Below are 21,212 nucleotides of genomic sequence, written 5' to 3' on the forward strand. Positions count from 1 at the left end.
GTCACCCTTCCCTTATCGCGCGGTGGAGGTGTAGGGCAGCAGCGCCATCTCACGGCTGTTCTTGACGGCCGTGGCGACGTCACGCTGGTGCTGCGTGCAGTTGCCGGTCACGCGGCGGGCACGGATCTTGCCGCGGTCGGAAATGAACTTCCGCAGCATGTTCGTGTCCTTGTAGTCCACGTACGTGACCTTGTCCTTGCAGAAAGCGCAGACCTTCTTCTTCGGCTTGCGCACAGGCGGCTTCGCCATGGTGTATCTCCTGTGTGATCAAGAAGTTGGGGTGCGAGCCCGCCCTAGAAGGGGGGCTCGTCCGAGTAGCCGCCGCCCTGCTGGCCGCCGCCGGAGCCACCGCCCCAGCCGCCGCCACCGCCCTGGTTGCCACCGGCGGGAGCGCCGGTCGCCCACGGGTCGTCAGCGGGAGCGCCGCCGCCCTGCTGGCCGCCACCGGGGCCGCCGCCCCAGCCGCCGCCACCCTGGCCGCCACCGCCACCGCCGCCGCCGTAGCCGCCCTGGCCACCGCGGCCGGTGGTCTTGGTGACCTTGGCCGTGGCGTTGCGCAGGCTGGCGCCGACTTCCTCGACGTCCAGCTCGTAGACCGTGCGCTTGACGCCCTCACGGTCCTCGTAGGACCGCTGCTTCAGCCGGCCCTGCACGATGACGCGCATGCCTCGCTGGAGCGACTCGGCGACGTTCTCCGCCGCCTGACGCCAGACCGAGCAGGTCAGGAAGAGGCTCTCGCCGTCCTTCCACTCGTTCGTCTGGCGGTCGAAGGTGCGGGGAGTGGACGCGACACGGAACTTCGCGACGGCCGCACCGGAGGGGGTGAAGCGCAGCTCGGGGTCGTCGACAAGATTGCCGACCACCGTGATGACGGTCTCGCCTGCCATGGGGAACCTCTCGGCGGGTTTGCTCTGGCTGCTTGCTACTCGAATCCCGGAATCAGCTGAGCGTGTGAGCTCAGTGCATCTCGGGACGGAGGACCTTGGTCCGGAGGACCGACTCGTTCAGGTTCATCTGGCGGTCGAGCTCCTTGACGACCGCAGGCTCGGCCTGCAGGTCGATGACCGAGTAGATGCCCTCAGGCTTCTTCTTGATCTCGTACGCGAGACGACGACGGCCCCAGGTGTCGATCTTCTCGACCTTTCCGCCGCCGTCACGGACGACAGAGAGGAAGTTCTCGATCAGCGGGGAGACAGCGCGCTCCTCGACGTCGGGGTCGAGGATGACCATCACCTCGTAGTGACGCATGTGGAACCCACCTCCTTTGGACTCAGCGGCCACGGTCGTTCCGTGGCAGGAGGGTTGTGATGCGTAGCAACGGTATCGGCCACCACTGACAGCCGGGGGTTCTGTGGAGAAACCCCTACCGTGACATGGGCAGACACCGGTGCGGACGGTACAGAGTACCCGCACAGCGGCTTGCGGTTGAAATCCGGCCGCCAGGGCAGCCAATCTGTACACATCGGGTGTGTATGGCGCTACGATGCGCCGACTTTCGCAGGAGGTGCCCTATGGCACAGGCATTGCGACCCAACACCGCCGGCGGCCTCTTCGCCACGGACGGCAAGCCCCACCCCCTCCAGGACACCCTGCTCGCGGTGACCCTGGTGCTGGGCATCACGTCGTTCATCACGGCACTGGTCGACGAGGACCTGCATCTGCTGAGCTCCTGGACCGGGCTGGTGGGCATTCTCACCGGTGCGTACGGCCAGTGGGTCTCGGAGACGACGAGGGAGCGCTTCGGCCTGATCCTCGGCCTCGGTGCCGCGGGCGTCGGGTTCTTCCTGGGCATGGCGCACGGCGGTCTCTTCGGCGGTCTCATCGACTGACGCCAGGCACATCCTTCTGAACACCGGGTGCCGCCCCGGCCGCCCACGGGCCGGGGCGAAGGGTCCGTACGCCCAACCGGCGCGCATCCAAGGCGCAGTAGGCTTCGCGCGAGAGCCGGAGCCCCTGACCCTATGGGGACACACCAGCCCGAGGAGCGCCCCGAAATGAGCCTGACCCTGAGGACCATCAGTCGCGAGCAGCATCTGGCCTACATCCAGAGCCTGCCGTCGGCGAGCCACATGCAGGTCCCGGCCTGGGCTGACGTCAAGGCGGAGTGGCGCTCCGAGAACCTCGGATGGTTCGACGACAGGACGGGCGAGCTGGTCGGTGCCGGTCTGGTCCTCTACCGGCAGCTTCCCAAGATCAAGCGCTACCTCGCCTATCTGCCCGAGGGCCCGGTCATCAACTGGTTCGCACCGAATCTCCAGGACTGGATCGAGCCGATGCTGGCGCACCTGAAGCAGCAGGGTGCCTTCTCGGTGAAGATGGGCCCGCCGGTGGTCATCCGGCGCTGGGAGGCCACCTCGATCAAGCAGGGCATCCAGAACCCCGACGTGAAGCGGCTGCGCGACATCGAGGCCGACCACATCGAGCCGCGCGCCTTCGAGGTCGCCGACAAGCTGCGCCGCATGGGCTGGCAGCAGGGCGAGGACGGCGGCGCCGGCTTCGGCGACGTCCAGCCCCGCTACGTCTTCCAGGTACCGCTGGCCAACCGTTCCCTGGAAGAGGTCCACAAGAACTTCAACCAGCTGTGGCGCCGCAACATCAAGAAGGCCGAGAAGGCCGGCGTCGAGGTCGTCCAGGGCGGCTACCAGGACCTCGAGGAATGGCAGCGGCTGTACGAGATCACGGCCGTGCGCGACCACTTCCGGCCTCGCCCGCTGTCGTACTTCCAGCGCATGTGGACGGCCCTCAACAGCGAGGACCCCAACCGCATGCGGCTGTACTTCGCCCGGCACAACGGCGTGAACCTCTCGGCGGCGACGATGCTGATCGTCGGCGGGCACGTCTGGTACTCCTACGGCGCCTCCGACAACATCGGCCGTGAGGTCCGGCCGTCGAACGCGATGCAGTGGCGGATGCTGCGCGACGCCTACGCGCTCGGCGCCACCGCCTACGACCTGCGCGGTATCTCCGACTCGCTGGACGAGACCGACCACCTCTTCGGTCTGATCCAGTTCAAGGTGGGTACGGGCGGCCAGGCCGCCGAGTACCTCGGCGAGTGGGACTTCCCGCTGAACAAGCTGCTGCACAAGGCGCTCGACATCTACATGTCGCGCCGCTGATCTCACGCTCAGTGCTTCTATACCTCTGATACGGCAACCGCTGATACACGGCAACCACGAGAAAGGTTCCAGGTCCGGCCATGGCGCTCACGCTCTACGTCGACACCGCGCGCTGGCGGGCGCACCACAAGCACGTGCAGGAGCAGTTCCCGGGCCTCGTGCCGGTCTGCAAGGGCAACGGCTACGGCTTCGGGCACGAGCGGCTGGCGGAGGAGGCCACACGGCTGGGCTCGGACGTCCTCGCCGTCGGCACGACGTACGAGGCCGCCCGGATCAAGGACTGGTTCGGCGGTGACCTGCTGGTGCTGACGCCATACCGGCGCGGCGAGGAGCCCGTGCCCCTGCCGGACCGGGTCATCCGCTCGGTGTCGTCGATAGACGGCGTGTACGGCCTCGTCGGTGCCCGCGTGGTGATCGAGGTGATGTCCTCGATGAAGCGGCACGGCATCGGCGAGCAGGATCTGCCCCAGTTGCACGCCGCCATCGAGAACGTCCGCCTGGAAGGCTTCGCGATCCACCTCCCGCTGGACCGCACCGACGGCTCGGACGCGGTCGAGGAGGTCATCGGCTGGATGGACCGGCTGCGCGCCGCCCGGCTGCCTCTGCACACCATGTTCGTCAGCCACCTCAAGGCCGAGGAACTCATCCGGCTCCAGCAGCAGTTCCCGCAGACCCGGTTCCGTGCCCGCATCGGCACGCGGCTGTGGCTGGGGGACCACGAGGCCACCGAGTACCGCGGCGCTGTCCTGGACGTCACGCGCGTGGCCAAGGGCGAGCGCTTCGGCTACCGCCAGCAGAAGGCGGCCTCCGACGGCTTCCTGGTGGTTGTGGCGGGCGGTACGTCGCACGGGGTGGGGCTGGAGGCCCCCAAGGCGCTGCACGGCGTCATGCCGCGTGCCAAGGGCGTCGCCCGGGCCGGCCTCGCGACGGTCAACCGGAACCTTTCTCCGTTCGTCTGGGGCGGCAAGCAGCGCTGGTTCGCCGAGCCGCCGCACATGCAGGTCTCGATCCTGTTCGTGCCCGCGGACGCGCCGGAGCCGAAGGTCGGCGAGGAGCTCGTGGCCCATCTGCGGCACACCACCACGCAGTTCGACCGGATCGTGGACCGCTGACGGCACTCACCGACGGGTCCAGCACAGCAAGAAGGCCGTACACGGTTTCCCGTGTACGGCCTTTCGCGTCGTTCACTCAGAGCGAACCGCCCGGCGCGTCCCGCCTGCCCCACTCGACCTGGGGCCCGTCGAACTGAGCGGCCGCGTGCCGGGCGGGACGGGCCGCGGGGCCGAGGGCAAAGACGTCCTGAGCGCCGTCGAGCACTCCGCCCGAGGGATCGTCGTCCCCGGACCGGCGGACAGGATCCCGCTCCGGCATGAAGATGTCGCGCACGACCACGACGCAGAGATACAACGTGCCCAGCAGGTGCAGGCCGATGGCCCAGTGATAGCCGTCGGTGGGCAGCCCCTTGTGGGCGTCTCCGCTGGTCGTGTACGCGAGGTACATCCAGATCCCCAGGAAGTAGGCCACCTCGCAGACCTGCCAGATCAGGAAGTCCCGCCACTTCGGCCGGGCCAGGACGGCCAGGGGCACCAGCCACAGGACGTACTGCGGCGAGTAGACCTTGTTGGTGAGGATGAACGCCGCGACAATCAGGAAGGCCAGCTGGGCAAACCGCGGTCGGCGCGGTGCGGTCAGCGCGAGCACGGCGACACCCGCGCAGCACACCAGCATCAGCAGCGTGGCGAGCGTGTTTACGGTGTCGGTGCTGAGCGGGTTGTCCGAGTTCTGGGCCATGATCAGCCAGAAGGAGCCGAAGTCGACGCCCCGTTCCTGGCTGAAGGTGTAGAACTTCGACCAGCCCTCGAACGCGAAGAGCATCACCGGCCCGTTCACGACGACCCAGGCGATGATCGCACCGCCCAGGGCCGCCCCGAACTCACGCCACTTGCCCGCGCGCCAGCACAGCACCAGCAGCGGTCCGAGGATCAGGAAGGGATAGAGCTTGGCGGCCGTGGCGAGTCCCAGCAGGACACCGAAGGCGAGGGAGCGGCCGCGCGACCACATCAGCATCGCCGCGGCCGTCAGGGCGACCGCCAGCAGGTCCCAGTTGATGGTCGCCGTCAGTGCGGCAGCAGGCGCCAGGGCAACCAGCAGGCCGTCCCAGGGACGCCGGGCATGGGTGCGGGTCACGCAGACGGCGATGACGGACGCGCACACCATCAGCATTCCGGCGTTGACCATCCAGTACCACTGCTCCTGGTCCTGGATGCTGCCGCTGCCGGGCGTGAGCCAGGAGGCGACCTCCATGAAGACGCCGGTGAGCACCGGGTACTCCAGGTACTGCATGTCGCCGGGGAGCTTGTCGAAATACGGCACGAGCCCGTCGGCGAAGCCACGCCCCTGGTAGAGGTGCGGGATGTCCGAGTAGCACGCGTGCGTGTACTGGGAGCTGGCACCGAAGAACCAGGCGCCGTTGTAGCAGGGCGCCTTCTGGACCAGGCCGAGGGCGAACATGCCGATCGCCACCAGCGCGATCACCCTCACGGGGGTCCACCAGGACGCCCCGAGCAGGGCACGCCGCCCGAGCGGGCCGCCGATCAGCTCACTGCCGGCCGCGGCGACCTCGTCCTCGTGTGTCGGTCGCACCGGCTCCGGCTCGTGGACGCTCGCTTGCGTCGATTCTGCACTGGGCATGCCGCACATCCTGCCGTACGTGTCTGTCCATACGCCGAGGGCCGCCGCACCGGGTAGGTGCGGCGGCCCATGTTTCACGTGAAACACCTTCGCGTTTCACGTGAAACACCCAAGCCGGGCGATCGGTCGGCTATCCGGCGGGGCCTCCGAAGATGCCTCCGTTGCCGTTGCCTCTGGTGTTGCCGCCGGTCTCGCTGGTATCGCTTGGCAAGGGCGAGGGCGTCACGTCTCCGCCTGCACCTCCGCCGTTCTCCGTACCGCCGTCGTTCTCACACCCGAAGAACCCACAGGTGTCACTCGGCGACGGCGACGGAGACGTCGGGGTCTCGCTGGGCGTGGGCGACGAGGACGGGGTTTCGCTGGGCGTGATGCTCGGGGTCGGGGTCGGCGACGGAGCACCCAGCGCGTCCTGGATCTCGCCGATCTTCTCGGCCTCCGGGAAGCCGGGGTCGGTCTCGCCCTTCAGCGCGGCCTTCATGTACTCGGTCCACACCTGGGTGGGAGTGTCACCACCGTGGATGGACTTTTCACCCGCCGTGCCGTTCATGGAGAGCAGCTTGGCGCTCTTGGGATCCTCGCGGAACATCGCGACCGAGGTCGACAGCTGCTGGGTGTAGCCGACGAACCAGGCCGACTTGTTCTCGTCCGTCGTACCGGTCTTGCCAGCCGCCGTACGGCCCAGGGCCAGCGCGTTCTTACCCGTACCGTTCTGGATGACGTTCTCCAGGACGTTCGTGACGTTGTGCGCCACCTTCTCGGGCATCGCCTGCGTGATGCGCGGCTTGTCGAAGCCTTCGACCTCCTGCCCGTTGGACTTGACGCTGGTCACCGAGTACGGGGCGGCCTGCTTGCCGGCGGCGGCGAACGTCGCGTAGGCATCAGCCATGCGGATCGCACTGGGAGTCGACGTACCGAGCGCGAACGACGGGTTGAGGGTGGCGAAACTGGCGTCCAGGATGCCGGCCTTCTCAGCCACGTCCCGCACGTTCCTCATCCCGACGTCCATGCCGAGCTGGACGAACGGGGTGTTCACGGACTGCTCCATCGCCTTCCGCAAGCTGATGTAGCCCCACGGGTGTTCGCTCTCGTTCTCCTGGTAGAACGGTGTGTTGTCCTTCTTCAGGACGTAGGAGCCGTCGTTGTTCCTGACCTTGAGGTGATCGTTGCCGTTGTACTTGCTGAGCGGCGAGAGGGGACCGTCACTGCGGTAGGTGCCGTTCTCCATGGCGGCGGCCAGCACGAACGGCTTCCACGTCGAACCGACGGGGACACCCGAGGTGTCCGCGTTGTTGTTGAAGTGGCCCTTCTCGTAACCCGCACCACCGTAGAGCGCGACGATCGCGCCGTCCTTGGGCTTCACCGACGCCGCGCCGAACTGGACGTGCTTGTCCAGCTCACGCTTCTCCGGGTTCAGCTTTTCCTTCTCGACCTTCTTCACGGCCTTGGCCAGCGCCTCGACCTTGTCCTTGTCGAAGGTGGTCTTGATCTGGTAGCCGCCCTGGTCGAACTGCTTCTCCGTGATGTTGGAGTGGTTCAGGACGTACTTCTTGGCCGTGTCGGCCAGGTAGCCGATCTGCCCGGTCATGCCCTTGGACGCCTTGCGGGGCTCCGGCATGGGGTACTTCTTGATCGCCTCCTGGTATTCGGCGTCGGTGATCCTCTTGTCGTTGTGCATCTGCTCGAGGATCCAGCGCCAGCGCAGCTCCGAGCGCTTGCGGTTGGCGGAGGCGCTCGCCGTCTCGTCGATGCCCTCGTTGCCCGCGGGGTCGTAGTACGTCGGACCCTTCAGAAGAGCGGCGAGGAAGGCGCACTCACTCGGCTTGAGGTCCTTCGCTTCCTTGCCGTAATAGGCCTGGGCGGCGGCCTGGATGCCGTAGGCGCCACGACCGTAGTACGAGGTGTTCAGGTATCCCCGGAGGATGTCCTGCTTGGAGAGCTTGGTGCCCACCTTGATGGAGATGAACATCTCCTTGAACTTTCGGGTGACCGTCTGTTCCTGGCTCAGGTAGGTGTTCTTGACGAACTGCTGGGTGATCGTCGAACCGCCCTGCGTGTCACCGCCTCGGGCCATGTTGGCCACGGCGCGGGCGATACCCATCGGGTCGACGCCGGAGTCCTGGTAGAAGGTCTTGTTCTCGGCCGAGATCACGGCCCACTGCATGGCTTTGGGGATCCGGTCGATCGTGACGTTCTGCCGGTTCTGGCCACTGCCCGCCGCGACCATCTGGCTGCCGTCGGCCCAGTAGTAGACGTTGTTCTGCGACAGCGCCGCCGCGTTCTCCTCGTTGGGGACGCCGACCATGGCGTACCCGATACCCGCCACGGCCACCAGGCTGCCGAAGAAGCCGATGCACAAGCCGGAGACGAGCTTCCAGGACGGCATCCAGCGGCGCCAGCCGTACTTTCCGGCCCGCGGATAGTCGATCAGACGCTTCTTGTCGGAATAGGCGGCCGCGCGCCCCCTGCCTCGCCCGGGCCCGGCCGGACCGCCGGGAGCGGCACGTCGGCCACCACGGCCCGGTTCGGCCGCTCTGCGTCGGCCGCCTCCGGTACTTCTCTGCGCCGCACGCCGGGCCTCGGCACGGCCGCCGTACGGACGCTCCTCACCCCCCGAGTCGTAGGAGCCCGACCCATAGGATTCGGACGGAGACCCGGTGGCGCCTCGCGGGGCCGCGCGGCGACCGGAGGACGAGCCGGACTGGCCGCGTCGGGCCGCGGCACGTCCGCCTCCCTGCGGCTGCGGCGGTTTGCGACGGTGCTCGCTCATCGAACGACTACTCCTCGGGCAGGCGCACCTTTGCGCGCCTGGAAACGGCGGCTGGTTTCCGGTCCCCCCGAAGTACGGATGCGGTCGGCCCCGCATTCATCGGTCCCGCATGCACCCGTACTACACCGAAGACGACGACGCTCTCAGGCGTCACTTGGTTCCCGGTGATGTGCATGGCGCACAGACTACGCACCGTCAAAACCTGCCGAGGCCTGAAGTTCACCTCAAATCAGGCAACTCGCGTCCGATGAATCGGTGATGTGATCCCGTTCACCACACTCCCTCTTGTCGCATCCTGAAGGCCGTTCTATCGTCGTGATGTATCGAGTCGATACATCAGCGCGACACATCGGGCCGACACATCGATCTGAGACCTCGGACCGAGACATCGGGTACCGCGGCAGAGAGGAGGCGACGATGAGCCGGCGTTCCGGGATCCTCGAGTTCGCCGTACTCGGCCTGCTCCGCGAATCTCCGATGCACGGCTACGAGCTGCGCAAACGACTCAACACGTCACTGGGTGTGTTCCGTGCGTTCAGCTACGGGACCCTTTATCCCTGCCTCAAAACGCTGGTCGCCAACGGCTGGCTGATCGAGGAGCCGGGGAACGACACCGAGGCCGCTCCCCTCACCGGCCGCCGCGCCAAGATCGTCTACCGGTTGACGGCGGAGGGTAAGGAGCACTTCGAGCAGTTGCTCTCGCAGACCGGGCCCGACGCGTACGAGGACGAGACATTCGCCGCCCGTTTCGCTTTCTTCGGGCAAACCTCACGCGATGTGCGCATGCGCGTGCTGGAGGGTCGCCGGAGCCGGCTGGAGGAGCGCCTGGAAAAGATGCGCCTCTCCCTGGCCCGGACCCGGGAGCGCCTCGACGACTACACGCTTGAGCTCCAGCGCCACGGGATGGAGTCCGTGGAGCGCGAAGTGCGCTGGCTGAACGAGCTCATCGAGAGCGAGCGGGCGGGGCGGGACCTGAAGGATTCCGCCTCGAGGGAGCCCGGTTCGCGTGACACCACATCTGGAGCGTCGGGCGGCCTGCCCCGGACCGGGGACGACCCCCGTCCGGATACGCCCGACGACACCGCCACGTGAGAACCCGCTGAAGGGCCTCACTCGTACACACAGGGAGCAACCGGAATGGGTTCGGTTCGCGTAGCCATCGTCGGTGTGGGCAACTGCGCCGCATCGCTGGTGCAGGGAGTCGAGTACTACAAGGACGCCGATCCGGCGGCCAGGGTGCCGGGCCTGATGCACGTCCAGTTCGGCGACTACCACGTCCGCGACGTCGAGTTCGTCGCCGCGTTCGACGTGGACGCCAAGAAGGTCGGCCTCGACCTGGCGGACGCCATCGGCGCCTCCGAGAACAACACCATCAAGATCTGCGACGTACCCAGCACCGGTGTGACGGTCCAGCGCGGCCACACCCTCGACGGCCTCGGCAAGTACTACCGCGAGACCATCGAGGAGTCCGCCGAGGAGCCGGTCGACGTCGTCCAGGTCCTCAAGGACAAGCAGGTCGACGTCCTCGTCTGCTACCTGCCCGTCGGTTCGGAGGACGCGGCGAAGTTCTACGCCCAGTGCGCCATCGACGCCAAGGTCGCCTTCGTCAACGCCCTTCCGGTCTTCATCGCCGGCACCAAGGAGTGGGCGGACAAGTTCACCGAGGCGGGCGTCCCGATCGTCGGCGACGACATCAAGTCCCAGGTCGGCGCCACCATCACGCACCGGGTCATGGCGAAGCTGTTCGAGGACCGGGGCGTCATCCTGGACCGCACGATGCAGCTGAACGTCGGCGGCAACATGGACTTCAAGAACATGCTCGAGCGCGACCGCCTCGAGTCGAAGAAGATCTCCAAGACGCAGGCCGTCACCTCCCAGATCCGCGACCGCGACCTGGGCGAGGGCAACGTCCACATCGGCCCGTCCGACTACGTCGCCTGGCTGGACGACCGCAAGTGGGCCTACGTCCGCCTCGAGGGCCGCGCCTTCGGTGACGTCCCGCTGAACCTGGAGTACAAGCTGGAGGTCTGGGACTCCCCGAACTCCGCCGGCGTCATCATCGACGCCCTGCGCGCCGCGAAGATCGCCAAGGACCGCGGCATCGGCGGTCCCGTGCTCTCCGCATCGAGCTACTTCATGAAGTCCCCGCCCGTCCAGTACTACGACGACGAGGCCCGCGAGAACGTCGAGAAGTTCATCGCGGGTGAGGTCGAGCGCTGAGGCGCCGCAACCAGTCGCTCCTGCCAGGGCTGTGAGGGTCCCCGGGTCGTACGACTCGGGGACCTTCTCCGTGTGTGAGGCTGTGCCCCATGGCCGTCGTCCGTGACCTGCGTGTCCTGTTGCGCTTCCAGGGCTTCAGGCGCCTGCTCGGCGTGCGCCTGCTCTCCCAGGGCGCCGACGGCGTCTACCAGGTCGCACTCGCCGCGTACGTGGTCTTCTCACCGGAGAAGCAGACCTCGGCAGCCGCGGTCGCCTCCGCGATGGCCGTGCTGCTGCTCCCGTACTCCCTCGTCGGCCCCTTCGCCGGTGCCCTGCTGGACCGCTGGCGGCGCCGCCAGGTCCTGCTGTACGGCAGCCTGCTGCGCGCGCTGCTGGCTTCCGCCACGGCCCTGCTGATACTCAGTCCGGCTCCGGACTGGCTCTTCTACGTCTCCGCCCTGTGCGTCACCGCCGTCAACCGTTTCGTCCTCTCCGGCCTGTCCGCCGCCCTGCCCCGCGTCGTCGACGCCGAGCGCCTCGTCATCGCCAACTCCCTCTCCCCGACCGCCGGGACGCTGGCGGCGACAGCGGGCGGCGGTGTCGCCTTCGTCGTCCGCCTTGTCGTGGCGGACTCCGACGCCGCCGTGGTGCTCGTGGGAGCCGTCCTGTATCTGTGCGCCGCCCTGGCGTCGCTCAGCATGGCGCGAGAACTCCTCGGTCCCGACCGGAGCTTGGTGCGCGAGCGGATCGGGACGGCTCTCAAGGGCACCGCTCGCGACCTGGTGGCCGGCGTACGTCACCTGGCCGCGCCGCCGCGCCGGGAAGCGGCCTGGGCGCTCGCGGCGATGGCGCTGATGCGCTTCTGCTACGGCGCCCTGCTGGTGATGCTGCTGATGCTCTGCCGGTACGCGCTCACCACGACCCCGGACGACGGACTCGCCCTGCTGGGACTGGCGTTGGGCTTCTCCGGCGCCGGCTTCTTCGCGGCGGCCGTGGTGACGCCCTGGACCGCCGGACGGCTCGGGCCGGGCCGCTGGATCGTCGTGTGCGCGGGGGCCGCCGCGCTGCTGGAGCCCGCTCTCGGGCTGCCGTTCGCCACGGCCCCTCTGCTGACCGCGGCCTTCGTCCTGGGTCTGACCACCCAGGGCGCGAAGATCGCCACGGACACGATCGTCCAGTCCTCCGTCGAGGACGGCTTCCGTGGCCGGATCTTCTCCGTCTACGACGTCCTTTTCAACGTCGCTTTCGTCGGCGCCGCCGCCGTCGCCGCCCTGATGCTGCCGCCGGACGGCCGATCCGTGCCGCTGGTGATCACGATCGCCGTTATCTACGCGGCAGTAGCCGTAACTATGGGCCGGTTTGGCCGCCAGTAAGTGTCACATCAATGACACAGAGCCACATCCGGCTACTGCAGTGTCGGTGGGGACCGATAACTTACGTGGGCCTTATCTCGCGACATGTTCGCGTCACTCACCCATTGTTCTAGGGGGACCCCAAGTGACTACTCCGCCGCCTCAGGGCAACCCGTTCGCACAGGGCCAGCCCGCGGGCAGCCCCAGGCCCCGTACCCGCCGCAGGGGGGCTACCCCCAGCAGCCCGGCCAGCCCGGCTTCCCGCCTCAGGGGGCGGCTCCGTACGCTCCGGTTCCGGCGCAGCCGACCGGCCGCAAGCTCAGCTTCAAGACCATCAAGAACATCGCCATCGTCATCGCGGTGGCGAGCATTGCCATCGGCGGCTACATAACCAGCCGGGACGACGCCAAGACAGCGGCCGTCGGCAGCTGCATGCACCGCGGCAGCACCAACGACAACAACCCGGACCTCGAAGTCGTCGAGTGCAGCGACGCGAAGGCTCAGTTCGTGGTGCTGGCCAAGATCGAGGGCGCGTACCTCACGCAGACCATGGCGTCGAGCAAGTGCGAGGCCGAAGCCAAGGACTTCCAGTACACGTACACCGAGAGCGGTGACGGCAAGGACTTCCTGCTCTGCCTGAAGGACAAGAAGTAGGGCAGACAAAGCGAGGGGCGGTGTTTCACGTGAAACACCGCCCCTCGGTCGTCTCCCGGCGGTCATGTTTCACGTGAAACATGACCCCGTTTCACAGCCTCAGCCCTCCTGCTCGGCCCACCACTCCTTGAGCGCGGCCACCGCGAAGTCATACTCCATCGGGCCGTTCTCCAAGCGCAGCTCCAGCATGTGCTTGTACGCACGGCCGATGACCGGGCCGGGACCGACGCCGAGGATCTCCATGATCTGGTTGCCGTCGAGGTCGGGGCGGATCGAGTCCAGCTCCTCCTGCTCCTGAAGCTTGGCGATCCGCTCCTCCAGACCGTCGTACGCACGCGACAGGGCAGCCGCCTTGCGCTTGTTGCGCGTGGTGCAGTCCGAGCGGGTCAGCTTGTGGAGGCGGTCGAGGAGCGGGCCGGCGTCACGGACGTAGCGGCGGACCGCCGAGTCCGTCCACTCGCCGGTGCCGTAGCCGTGAAAGCGCAGGTGGAGTTCGACCAGACGTGAGACGTCCTTCACCAACTCGTTGGAGTACTTCAACGCCGTCATGCGCTTCTTGGTCATCTTCGCCCCGACCACCTCGTGGTGGTGGAACGAGACCCGGCCGTCCTTCTCGAAGCGACGCGTGCGGGGCTTGCCGATGTCGTGCAGCAGAGCGGCCAGGCGGAGGGTCAGGTCGGGACCGTCGTCCTCCAGCGCCATCGCCTGTTCCAGGACGATCAGCGTGTGGTCGTAGACGTCCTTGTGCCGGTGGTGCTCGTCACGCTCCAGGCGCAGGGCCGGCAACTCGGGCAGCACGCGGTCGGCGAGGCCCGTCTCGACGAGCAGTGTCAGGCCCTTGCCCGGATACGGCGAAAGGATCAGCTTGTTCAGCTCGTCCCGCACCCGCTCGGCCGAGACGATCTCGATACGCCCGGCCATCTCGTTCATCGCCGCGACCACCTCGGGGGCAACCTCGAAGTCGAGCTGAGCCGCGAAGCGCGCGGCCCGCATCATCCGCAGCGGATCGTCCGAGAAGGACTCCTCCGGGGTGCCAGGGGTACGCAACACACGCGAAGCGAGATCCTCGAGCCCGCCGTGCGGATCGATGAACTCCTTCTCCGGCAGCGCGACGGCCATCGCGTTCACCGTGAAGTCGCGGCGGACGAGGTCCTCCTCGATGGAGTCGCCGTACGACACCTCAGGCTTGCGTGAGGTCCGGTCGTACGCCTCCGACCGGTAGGTGGTCACCTCGATCTGAAAGCGTCGATCAGCGCCTCCGACGCGGGCATCCTTCTGCGCTCCGACCGTGCCGAAGGCGATCCCGACTTCCCAGACGGCGTCCGCCCACGGGCGCACGATCTTGAGTACGTCCTGGGGGCGGGCGTCGGTCGTGAAGTCCAGGTCGTTGCCGAGCCGGCCCAGCAGCGCGTCCCGGACCGAGCCGCCGACCAGGGCAAGTGAGAACCCGGCCTCCTGGAAGCGGCGGGCGAGGTCGTCGGCGACAGGAGCGACCCGCAGCAGTTCACTCACCGCGCGGTGCTGCACCTGGCTCAGGGCGCTGGGCGTTTCTTCGTTGACGTTCGGCACAACAGAAGAGGGTACGTGGCCCGGGCGTCCCCGAGCTCCCCCTATTGCGCATGCAGACACGTCCGTCAATACGCGCACAAGGGAGGCCCTTGCGATGGAGATGCCTGCTCCCTGCCATACAGCGACATACCAGACAACGCGGTGCCGGGCCGCGATCTTGTGGAACGGACCGCGGCACTTCCCCTCAGCGCGCATCGTTACCATGCGTGGACGCACATTCCGACGACCACTGACGACGACGAGGGACGGGCGAGCGCGTGGCCGAGGCGGCAGACTTCCAGGGGACCAGTGCCTCACCTGCCCGCCGGTGGCTGCGGCGCACCGGGGCACTGCTCGCCGGTGCGCCCCTGCTGGCCGGACTCCTCCAGTTGCCCGCCGCGACGCCGGCGGAGGCGGCAGGGCAGGAGTCCCCGCAGGCTGCCTCCGGCGCGGGCTCGGTGTCCGTCGCTGTCGACTCGCTCAGCCCCAGCGCCCCCACCGAGGGGGACACGGTGACCGTGACGGGCACGGTGACCAACACCGGCAAGCAGCCGGTCACCGACGCCCATGTCGACCTGCGGATGGGGCCCTCACTCGACACCCGCTCCTCCATCGACGCCCTCGCCAAGAAGAGCGACGACGTCCAGGGCCCCGCCGGCGAGCCGGTCGGCGGCAAGTACACCGAGAAGTTCTCCAAGCTCACCCCCGGCGTCGCGGAGCCCTTCACCATCTCCGTGCCGGTCGACGAGCTGGACCTCGGCCAGGACGGCGTCTACCAGCTGGCCGTCGCGCTCTCCGGTGAGACCGCCGCGCAGCCCTGGGACCAGGTTCTCGGCGTCCAGCGCACGTTCCTGCCGTGGCAGCCGGAGGAGGCCGGCACGAAGACGAAGACCACGTTCCTGTGGCCGCTCGTCTCCGATGTCCACATGACGGCCGAGACGGGGTCGAACGAGCAGCAGACGCCGGTCTTCAGCAACGACGACCTCGCCGAGGAGATCTCCCCCGGCGGCCGTCTCGAGCAGATGGTGTCGCTGGGCAAGGGCCTGGACATCACCTGGGTGATCGACCCGGACCTGCTGGCGTCCGTCGACGCGATGACGAAGAACTACCAGGTCAGGGGCGAGGACGGCGCCACCACCTCCGGTCGGCACCAGGCAGTCGCCAAGCAGTGGCTCTCCGAGCTCCAGCAGGCCGTGGCGGGCAAGGAGATCGTCGCCCTGCCGTTCGGCGATCCGGACCTGGCCTCGCTCGCCCACAACGGCACGACCGTCACCGGCTCGCTGAGCCACCTCAAGGAGGCCACCGACGCCGTCGACAACACGGTGCAGACGATCCTCCACGTGAAACCGTCCACGGACTTCGCGTGGCCCGTGGACGGCGCCGTCGACCCGTCGATCATGAAGGTCGCGACCTCCGCGGGCGCCGACAAGGTGATCGCCCGCAGCGACAGCCTCCAGGACAACCTGTCGTACACGCCCTCCGCGGCCCGGCCCATCGGCGGCGGCACCACGGCTGTCGTCGCGGACTCCAGGATGTCCACGGCGTTCCAGGGCAACCTGACGAAGGCCTCCGCGTCCACGCTCGCCGTGCAGCGCTTCCTGGCCCAGAGCCTGACGCTCGGCCTCCAGACCGGCAAGCAGCGCAGCGTCGTCGTCGCCCCCCAGCGCACTCCCTCCGTGAACCAGTCGCAGGCGATGGCCGAGGCGCTGGGAGCCCTCCAGGGCGGGCACTGGTCCGAGTCACAGGACCTCTCGGCAGCCGCCAAGGCCAAGCCGGACCCGGCGGCCAACAGGAAGGTGCCGCCCGCCGACGCGTACCCCCCCTCGTTGAGCAAGCAGGAGCTGCGGCGAGACGCCTTCGAGCAGATTGCGAAGACGCAGCACAATCTCGACAACTTCAAGGTGATCCTCACCGACGAGTCCCGGGTGGTCACCCCCTTCGGGCGGGCCCTGAACCGCGAGATGTCCACGTCGTGGCGTGGCCGGGGCGTCGAGGCGGTGGGGTACCGCCAAGACGTCGAGTCCTACCTCGACGGCCTGATCGACGGGGTCAAGCTGATCAAGAAGTCGGAGACCAAGCTCTCCGGCCGCAGCGCCACGATCCCGGTGACCGTCCAGAACAACCTGGTCCAGGGCGTCGAGCACCTGAAACTGCGGCTCACGTCGCGGAACCCGACGCGACTCAAGATCGGCGGCGACGCCTACGAGGAGCAGCCGGTCGCGGTGAACGGCGGGCACAGCCAGTCCGTGAAGTTCACCACGTCCGCCAACGCCAACGGCCGGGCGAAGGTGGTCGCCCAGCTGTACACGGAGGACGGCCAGAGGTACGGCGAACCCGTCACCTTCGACGTGAAGGTCACCGAGGTCACGGCCACCGTGATGCTGGTCATCGGCGGCGGCGTCCTGCTCTTGGTCCTTGCCGGCTTCCGTATGTACACCCAGCGCAAGCGCGCCGCCACCCGCGAGGCGGCAAAGGACGCCACCGCGGAGGCGGACGACGACGTCGACAGCCCGGTCGGCGCCGCGCAGAACCCGGAAGCCCCCGGCGACCGTCTCGAGGAGGAGTCCGAGGCCGGCTCCCGGGCAGACGCCCCGCAGCAGCCGAGTGACCCGGCCCCGGACACCGCACCGGAAAGCGCCGACCCGTCCGGCACGGGTGAGAGAGTGGACCGTTGAGATGTCGTGGCCGGTGGGCCCGGGACGATGAGGTGGGGTAACCATGAACGCGCCGTACGACGGTGACCACGGCCGTGGCGTGGGCAGCTCGGGCCACCCCGAGTCGGGCGGGCCCGAGGGCTCGCCACCCGAACACGGCCAGGTGCCACCGCAGCCGCCCGCGGACATGTACCTCCAGGACGCCTACGCCCAGGACCCCTACCGGGCACAGGACCTCTCCGCCCAGGACCCGGTCGCCGAGGCGCTCTACGACCGCGCCGCGCACCCCCCGCCCCCTCCGGGCACGTACCAGCCGCAGCAGCTGTACGCCCAGCCGCCGCAGTCGCCGTACGCGCCCGACCCGCGGGTGTGGGCCCAGACGCCCCCACCGGAGCCGGAGGGCCCGACGCGGCACCTGCCGTACGGTGACGACGCCCGGACCACCCAGTTCGTGGGCGTGGACGACCTCGTCTCCCAGGCGGGCGAGCCGCGCCAGGAGCCGGACGCGTTCGCGCATCTCTTCCGGGACCAGCAGCAGGGCAGCGGCCACCCGTCCTACGAGTCGCCGTCGGTCCCCGGCCCGTCCCCGGCCCCGGGCCAGATGGCGCAGGGGCAGTACGCGGCGCAGAGCCCGTACACGGCGGACCAGTACCCGCCTCCCGGCGAGACCGTGGCGACGCCGACGGTGGACGGCACCCCCGCCCCGGAGCCCGCTGCCTCGCCCGCTCCGAAGAAGGGCGGCCGCGCCGCGGGCCTGATGAAGTCCAGCGCCGTGATGGCGGCGGGCACGATGGTCTCCCGCCTCACCGGCTTCATCCGCTCCGCGCTGATCGTGTCGGCCCTGGGCGTCGGTCTCCTCGGTGACACCTTCCAGGTCGCCTACCAGCTGCCGACGATGATCTACATCCTCACGGTCGGCGGCGGTCTCAACTCCGTCTTCGTGCCGCAGCTGGTGCGCGCCATGAAGGAGGACGAGGACGGCGGCGAGGCGTACGCCAACCGCCTGCTGACCCTCGTCATGGTGACACTCGGCTCGCTCACCGCGCTCTCGATCTTCGGCGCGCCCCTCCTGATCCGCATGCTGTCCGACCCGGTCGCCAGCGACCCGGCGGCGAACCAGGTCGGCATCACCTTCGTCCAGTACTTCCTGCCCTCGATCTTCTTCATGGGCATCCACGTGGTGATGGGGCAGATCCTCAACGCCCGCGGGAAGTTCGGCGCGATGATGTGGACCCCGGTCCTGAACAACATCGTCATCATCGTGACGCTGGGCATGTTCATCTACGTCTACGGCACCGCGGCCGACTCCGGGATGAAGGTCACGAACATCCCGCCGGAGGGTCAGCGCCTCCTCGGCATCGGCGTCCTGCTCGGTCTCATCGTCCAGGCTCTGGCGATGATCCCGTACCTGCGCGAGACCGGCTTCCGGCTGCGACTGCGCTTCGACTGGAAGGGCCAGGGCCTCGGCAAGGCCGTCACGCTCGCCAAGTGGACGGTCCTGTTCGTCCTCGCCAACCAGGCGGGCGCCATGATCGTCATCCAGCTGTCCACCGCGGCCGGCAAGGCCTCACCGGTCGACGGCACCGGCTTCGCCGCCTACGCCAACGCACAGCTGATCTGGGGCCTGCCGCAGGCCATCATCACGGTCTCCCTCATGGCCGCCCTGCTGCCGCGTCTGTCGCGCTCGGCGGCCGAGGGCGACGGCGGTGCCGTCCGCGACGACATCTCCCAGGGCCTGCGCAACACGGCGGTCGCCATCGTGCCGATCGCGTTCGGCTTCCTCTCGCTCGGCATCCCCATGTGCACGCTGATGTTCGGCTCCTCGGGCACCAGTGAGGCCACCAACATGGGCTTCATGCTGATGGCATTCGGTCTCGGCTTGATTCCGTACTCCGTGCAGTACGTCGTTCTGCGCGCCTTCTACGCCTACGAGGACACCCGAACTCCCTTCTACAACACGGTCATCGTGGCCGCGGTCAACGCGGGCGCCTCGGCGGTCTGCTACTTCGTCATCCCGTCGCGCTGGGCCGTGGTCGGCATGGCCGCCTCGTACGGCCTGGCCTACGCGATCGGCGTCGGCGTCGCCTGGCGTCGGCTGCGCAAGCGGCTGGGCGGGGACCTCGACGGTGCCCGTGTCCTGCGGACCTACGCCCGGCTGTGCATCGCTTCGATCCCGGCGGCCCTGCTCAGCGGCGCGGCCTGCTACGGCATCGGCCACACGCTCGGCCAGGGCGTCCTGGGCTCACTCGCCGCCGTGCTGGCGGGTGGTGTCGTTCTGCTCGGGATCTTCTTCGTCGCCGCCCGCCGCATGCGCATCGAGGAACTCAACTCGCTGGTCGGCATGGTCCGCGGACGCCTGGGACGCTGAGTCGGGGGAGGAGGCGCACAACCATCGTCAGCCACCGCGTGTCGTGCATAGCGGCGGACTGTGGGCACAATTGGTTTCGGCGTCGGACGGCGTGCAACGGATGCCGGGCGGCGCGCAATGGATGGGGAGGCAGGAACGACGGTGGCGGAACGGAGTACGGCTGCCGTCGACGTGGCAGACAACAGCGACGAGTCGTCGCTGACCGCACAGGCGGACCAGTCCACGGCCGACGGGGTGGCCAAGAACCGGGAGCGGGACACGGACAGCGACGAGGTACAGGAGAGCACCCGGACCGACGGTCCCGGGAAGACCTCGCCGCCTGAACTGCACAGTGGTCACAAACTCGCCAGACGCTACCGCCTCGAGGAGTGCGTCACCCGTCTGGACGGTTTCAGTAGTTGGCGTGCCGTGGACGAGAAGCTCCGCCGTGCCGTCGGCGTACACATTCTGCCCGCGGACCACTCACGGGCCCGGTCCGTCCTGGCCGCCGCCCGCTCCTCCGCCCTGCTGGGCGACCCGCGCTTCGTCCAGGTGCTGGACGCGGTGGAGGAGAACGACCTCGTCTACGTCGTCCACGAGTGGCTTCCGGACGCGACGGAACTGACCACGCTCCTCGCCTCCGGGCCGCTGGAGCCGTACGACGCCTACCAGATGGTCACCCAGATCTCCTCCGCCATGGCCGCCGCCCATCGCGAAGGTCTCGCCCATCTACGGCTGAACCCCAATGCCGTCCTGCGTACCTCGACCGGCCAGTGGCGCATCCGCGGACTCGCGGTGAACGCCGCGCTGCGGGGCATCGCGTCCGACACCCCGCAGCGCGCCGACACCGAGGCCATCGGCGCCCTGCTGTACGCGGCGCTCACCCAGCGCTGGCCGTACGAGAGCGACGCCTACGGGCTGTCCGGCTTGCCGAAAGACATCGGCCTGATCGCGCCCGACCAGGTGCGTGCCGGTGTGCACCGCGGCCTTTCCGAACTCTCCATGCGCGCGCTCGTCAACGACGGCGCCACCGCCTCCCGGCACGAGTCGCCGTGCACCACGCCGGAGGAGCTGGTGAAGGCGATCGGCGAGATGCCCCGCATCCGCCCGCCGGAGCCGGCGTTCACCGCCCCGCCCGAGTACCAGCGCACGTCGTACCAGCAGGGCACGTACGGCCGCCAGGCCCCGCGCCCCGGTGCCACCCAGCCGGTCCCGACCCCGCCGCCCCCGTTGCAGAGCCGTACGGGCAAGGCCCTGAAGTGGGCCGTGTCCGCGCTCCTCATCGCCGCGCTGGGCCTCGGCAGCTGGCAGCTGGCAGACGCGCTGATGGACCAGGGCGGCAAGGCCGACGACCCGAACCAGACCCAGAACAACGAGGACAGCGACAAGAACAAGAATTCTCCGGCACCGAAGCCGATCGCCATCAAGGACTCCGAGGAGTACGTCGCGAAGGGCGATGCCCAACACCCCTCCGACGTGAGCAAGACCTACGACGGCAACACGTCCACGGGCTGGCGTACCAGCAGCTACCTTGACGGCCCGGAGATGGTGATAAAGCCCGGTGTCGGCATCGTCTACGACCTCGGGTCCGAGAAAGAAGTCTCGGCCGCGACTCTCTCGCTGCGGTACGGCGGCGACCACACCACGGTCGAGCTGTACGCGACCGACTCCCTGGGGTCGTCCACACCGCTGAGTTCCATGAAGGAGCTGGGCAAGGTGACGACGAGCAGCACCTCCGCGAAGGTGACCGTCGACAAGCCTCAGAAGAGCCGCTACCTCCTGGTTTGGCTGACAGCCCTGCCGTACTCCGGCGACGACCCCGCCAACTACAGCAATCCGGGCTACAAGCAGGCCATCACCGAAGTGAAGTTCACGGGCTGAGAG

At 68.3% G+C, this 21,212-nt stretch carries 15 protein-coding genes and 1 pseudogene; 10 read left to right on the plus strand and 6 right to left on the minus strand.

Annotated features, from left to right (window positions below; genetic code table 11):
- Nucleotides 1-12: 12 nt before the first annotated feature.
- The 3 genes from rpsR to rpsF form a co-directional block, all read right to left on the minus strand.
- Nucleotides 13-249: a 30S ribosomal protein S18 gene (gene rpsR, locus ACIBNA_RS09035; RefSeq protein WP_003949403.1), complete on the minus strand. Its 237-nt coding sequence runs from the start codon at nt 247-249 to the stop codon at nt 13-15.
- A gap of 44 nt (nt 250-293) precedes the next feature.
- Nucleotides 294-887 (minus strand): single-stranded DNA-binding protein, encoded by a 594-nt coding sequence (locus tag ACIBNA_RS09040; protein ID WP_399164561.1) that lies wholly within the window; start codon nt 885-887, stop codon nt 294-296.
- Between the two features lie 70 nt (nt 888-957).
- The gene (rpsF, locus tag ACIBNA_RS09045) at nt 958-1,248 is read right to left on the minus strand and encodes a 30S ribosomal protein S6 (RefSeq protein WP_190199270.1); all 291 of its coding nucleotides are present in this window, start codon (nt 1,246-1,248) and stop codon (nt 958-960) included.
- A 263-nt stretch (nt 1,249-1,511) separates the two neighbouring features.
- Between rpsF and ACIBNA_RS09050 the strand changes: the two genes are divergently transcribed.
- The 3 genes from ACIBNA_RS09050 (at nt 1,512) to ACIBNA_RS09060 (ending at nt 4,228) form a co-directional block, all read left to right on the plus strand.
- Nucleotides 1,512-1,829 (plus strand): hypothetical protein, encoded by a 318-nt coding sequence (locus tag ACIBNA_RS09050; RefSeq protein ID WP_274817593.1) that lies wholly within the window; start codon nt 1,512-1,514, stop codon nt 1,827-1,829.
- A 165-nt stretch (nt 1,830-1,994) separates the two neighbouring features.
- The gene (femX, locus tag ACIBNA_RS09055; protein WP_399164562.1) at nt 1,995-3,116 is read left to right on the plus strand and encodes a peptidoglycan bridge formation glycyltransferase FemX; all 1,122 of its coding nucleotides are present in this window, start codon (nt 1,995-1,997) and stop codon (nt 3,114-3,116) included.
- Between the two features lie 80 nt (nt 3,117-3,196).
- A complete protein-coding gene (locus tag ACIBNA_RS09060) occupies nt 3,197-4,228 on the plus strand; it encodes an alanine racemase (protein ID WP_399164563.1) in 1,032 nt (343 codons plus the stop codon).
- A 76-nt stretch (nt 4,229-4,304) separates the two neighbouring features.
- Here the strand turns inward: ACIBNA_RS09060 and ACIBNA_RS09065 are convergent, their stop codons facing one another.
- Both ACIBNA_RS09065 and ACIBNA_RS09070 read right to left on the minus strand, forming a co-directional pair.
- Nucleotides 4,305-5,816, minus strand: a complete 1,512-nt coding sequence (locus ACIBNA_RS09065) for a glycosyltransferase family 87 protein (RefSeq protein WP_399164720.1) — start codon at nt 5,814-5,816, stop codon at nt 4,305-4,307.
- Nucleotides 5,817-5,937: 121 nt separating this feature from the next.
- A complete protein-coding gene (locus ACIBNA_RS09070; protein ID WP_399164564.1) occupies nt 5,938-8,574 on the minus strand; it encodes a transglycosylase domain-containing protein in 2,637 nt (878 codons plus the stop codon).
- 417 nt (nt 8,575-8,991) lie between these two features.
- Here ACIBNA_RS09070 and ACIBNA_RS09075 point away from each other — a divergent pair, with 417 nt between their 5' ends.
- From ACIBNA_RS09075 to ACIBNA_RS09090, 4 genes and pseudogenes are all read left to right on the plus strand, one after another.
- The gene (locus ACIBNA_RS09075) at nt 8,992-9,666 is read left to right on the plus strand and encodes a helix-turn-helix transcriptional regulator (RefSeq protein ID WP_399164565.1); all 675 of its coding nucleotides are present in this window, start codon (nt 8,992-8,994) and stop codon (nt 9,664-9,666) included.
- A gap of 45 nt (nt 9,667-9,711) precedes the next feature.
- A complete protein-coding gene (locus tag ACIBNA_RS09080; protein ID WP_399164566.1) occupies nt 9,712-10,794 on the plus strand; it encodes an inositol-3-phosphate synthase in 1,083 nt (360 codons plus the stop codon).
- Between the two features lie 89 nt (nt 10,795-10,883).
- The gene (locus tag ACIBNA_RS09085) at nt 10,884-12,146 is read left to right on the plus strand and encodes an MFS transporter (RefSeq protein ID WP_399164567.1); all 1,263 of its coding nucleotides are present in this window, start codon (nt 10,884-10,886) and stop codon (nt 12,144-12,146) included.
- 124 nt (nt 12,147-12,270) lie between these two features.
- Nucleotides 12,271-12,779, plus strand: a pseudogene (locus tag ACIBNA_RS09090) (hypothetical protein).
- A gap of 99 nt (nt 12,780-12,878) precedes the next feature.
- Here the strand turns inward: ACIBNA_RS09090 and ACIBNA_RS09095 are convergent.
- Nucleotides 12,879-14,348: a CCA tRNA nucleotidyltransferase gene (locus ACIBNA_RS09095; RefSeq protein WP_399164568.1), complete on the minus strand. Its 1,470-nt coding sequence runs from the start codon at nt 14,346-14,348 to the stop codon at nt 12,879-12,881.
- A gap of 257 nt (nt 14,349-14,605) precedes the next feature.
- On the opposite strand from ACIBNA_RS09095, the gene ACIBNA_RS09100 reads away from it, so the two are divergent.
- The 3 genes from ACIBNA_RS09100 to ACIBNA_RS09110 all read left to right on the plus strand — a co-directional run bounded on the left by ACIBNA_RS09100 (nt 14,606) and on the right by ACIBNA_RS09110 (nt 21,209).
- Complete coding sequence (locus ACIBNA_RS09100; RefSeq protein ID WP_399164569.1) at nt 14,606-17,002, plus strand: DUF6049 family protein; 2,397 nt, start codon at nt 14,606-14,608, stop codon at nt 17,000-17,002.
- A 43-nt stretch (nt 17,003-17,045) separates the two neighbouring features.
- A complete protein-coding gene (gene murJ, locus ACIBNA_RS09105) occupies nt 17,046-19,349 on the plus strand; it encodes a murein biosynthesis integral membrane protein MurJ (RefSeq protein WP_399164570.1) in 2,304 nt (767 codons plus the stop codon).
- Between the two features lie 141 nt (nt 19,350-19,490).
- Nucleotides 19,491-21,209: a protein kinase family protein gene (locus tag ACIBNA_RS09110; protein WP_399164571.1), complete on the plus strand. Its 1,719-nt coding sequence runs from the start codon at nt 19,491-19,493 to the stop codon at nt 21,207-21,209.
- The last annotated feature ends 3 nt before the right edge of the window (nt 21,210-21,212 follow it).

The organism is Streptomyces sp. NPDC050164 (genome assembly GCF_044459945.1).
Classification (GTDB): domain Bacteria; phylum Actinomycetota; class Actinomycetes; order Streptomycetales; family Streptomycetaceae; genus Streptomyces; species Streptomyces coeruleorubidus_A.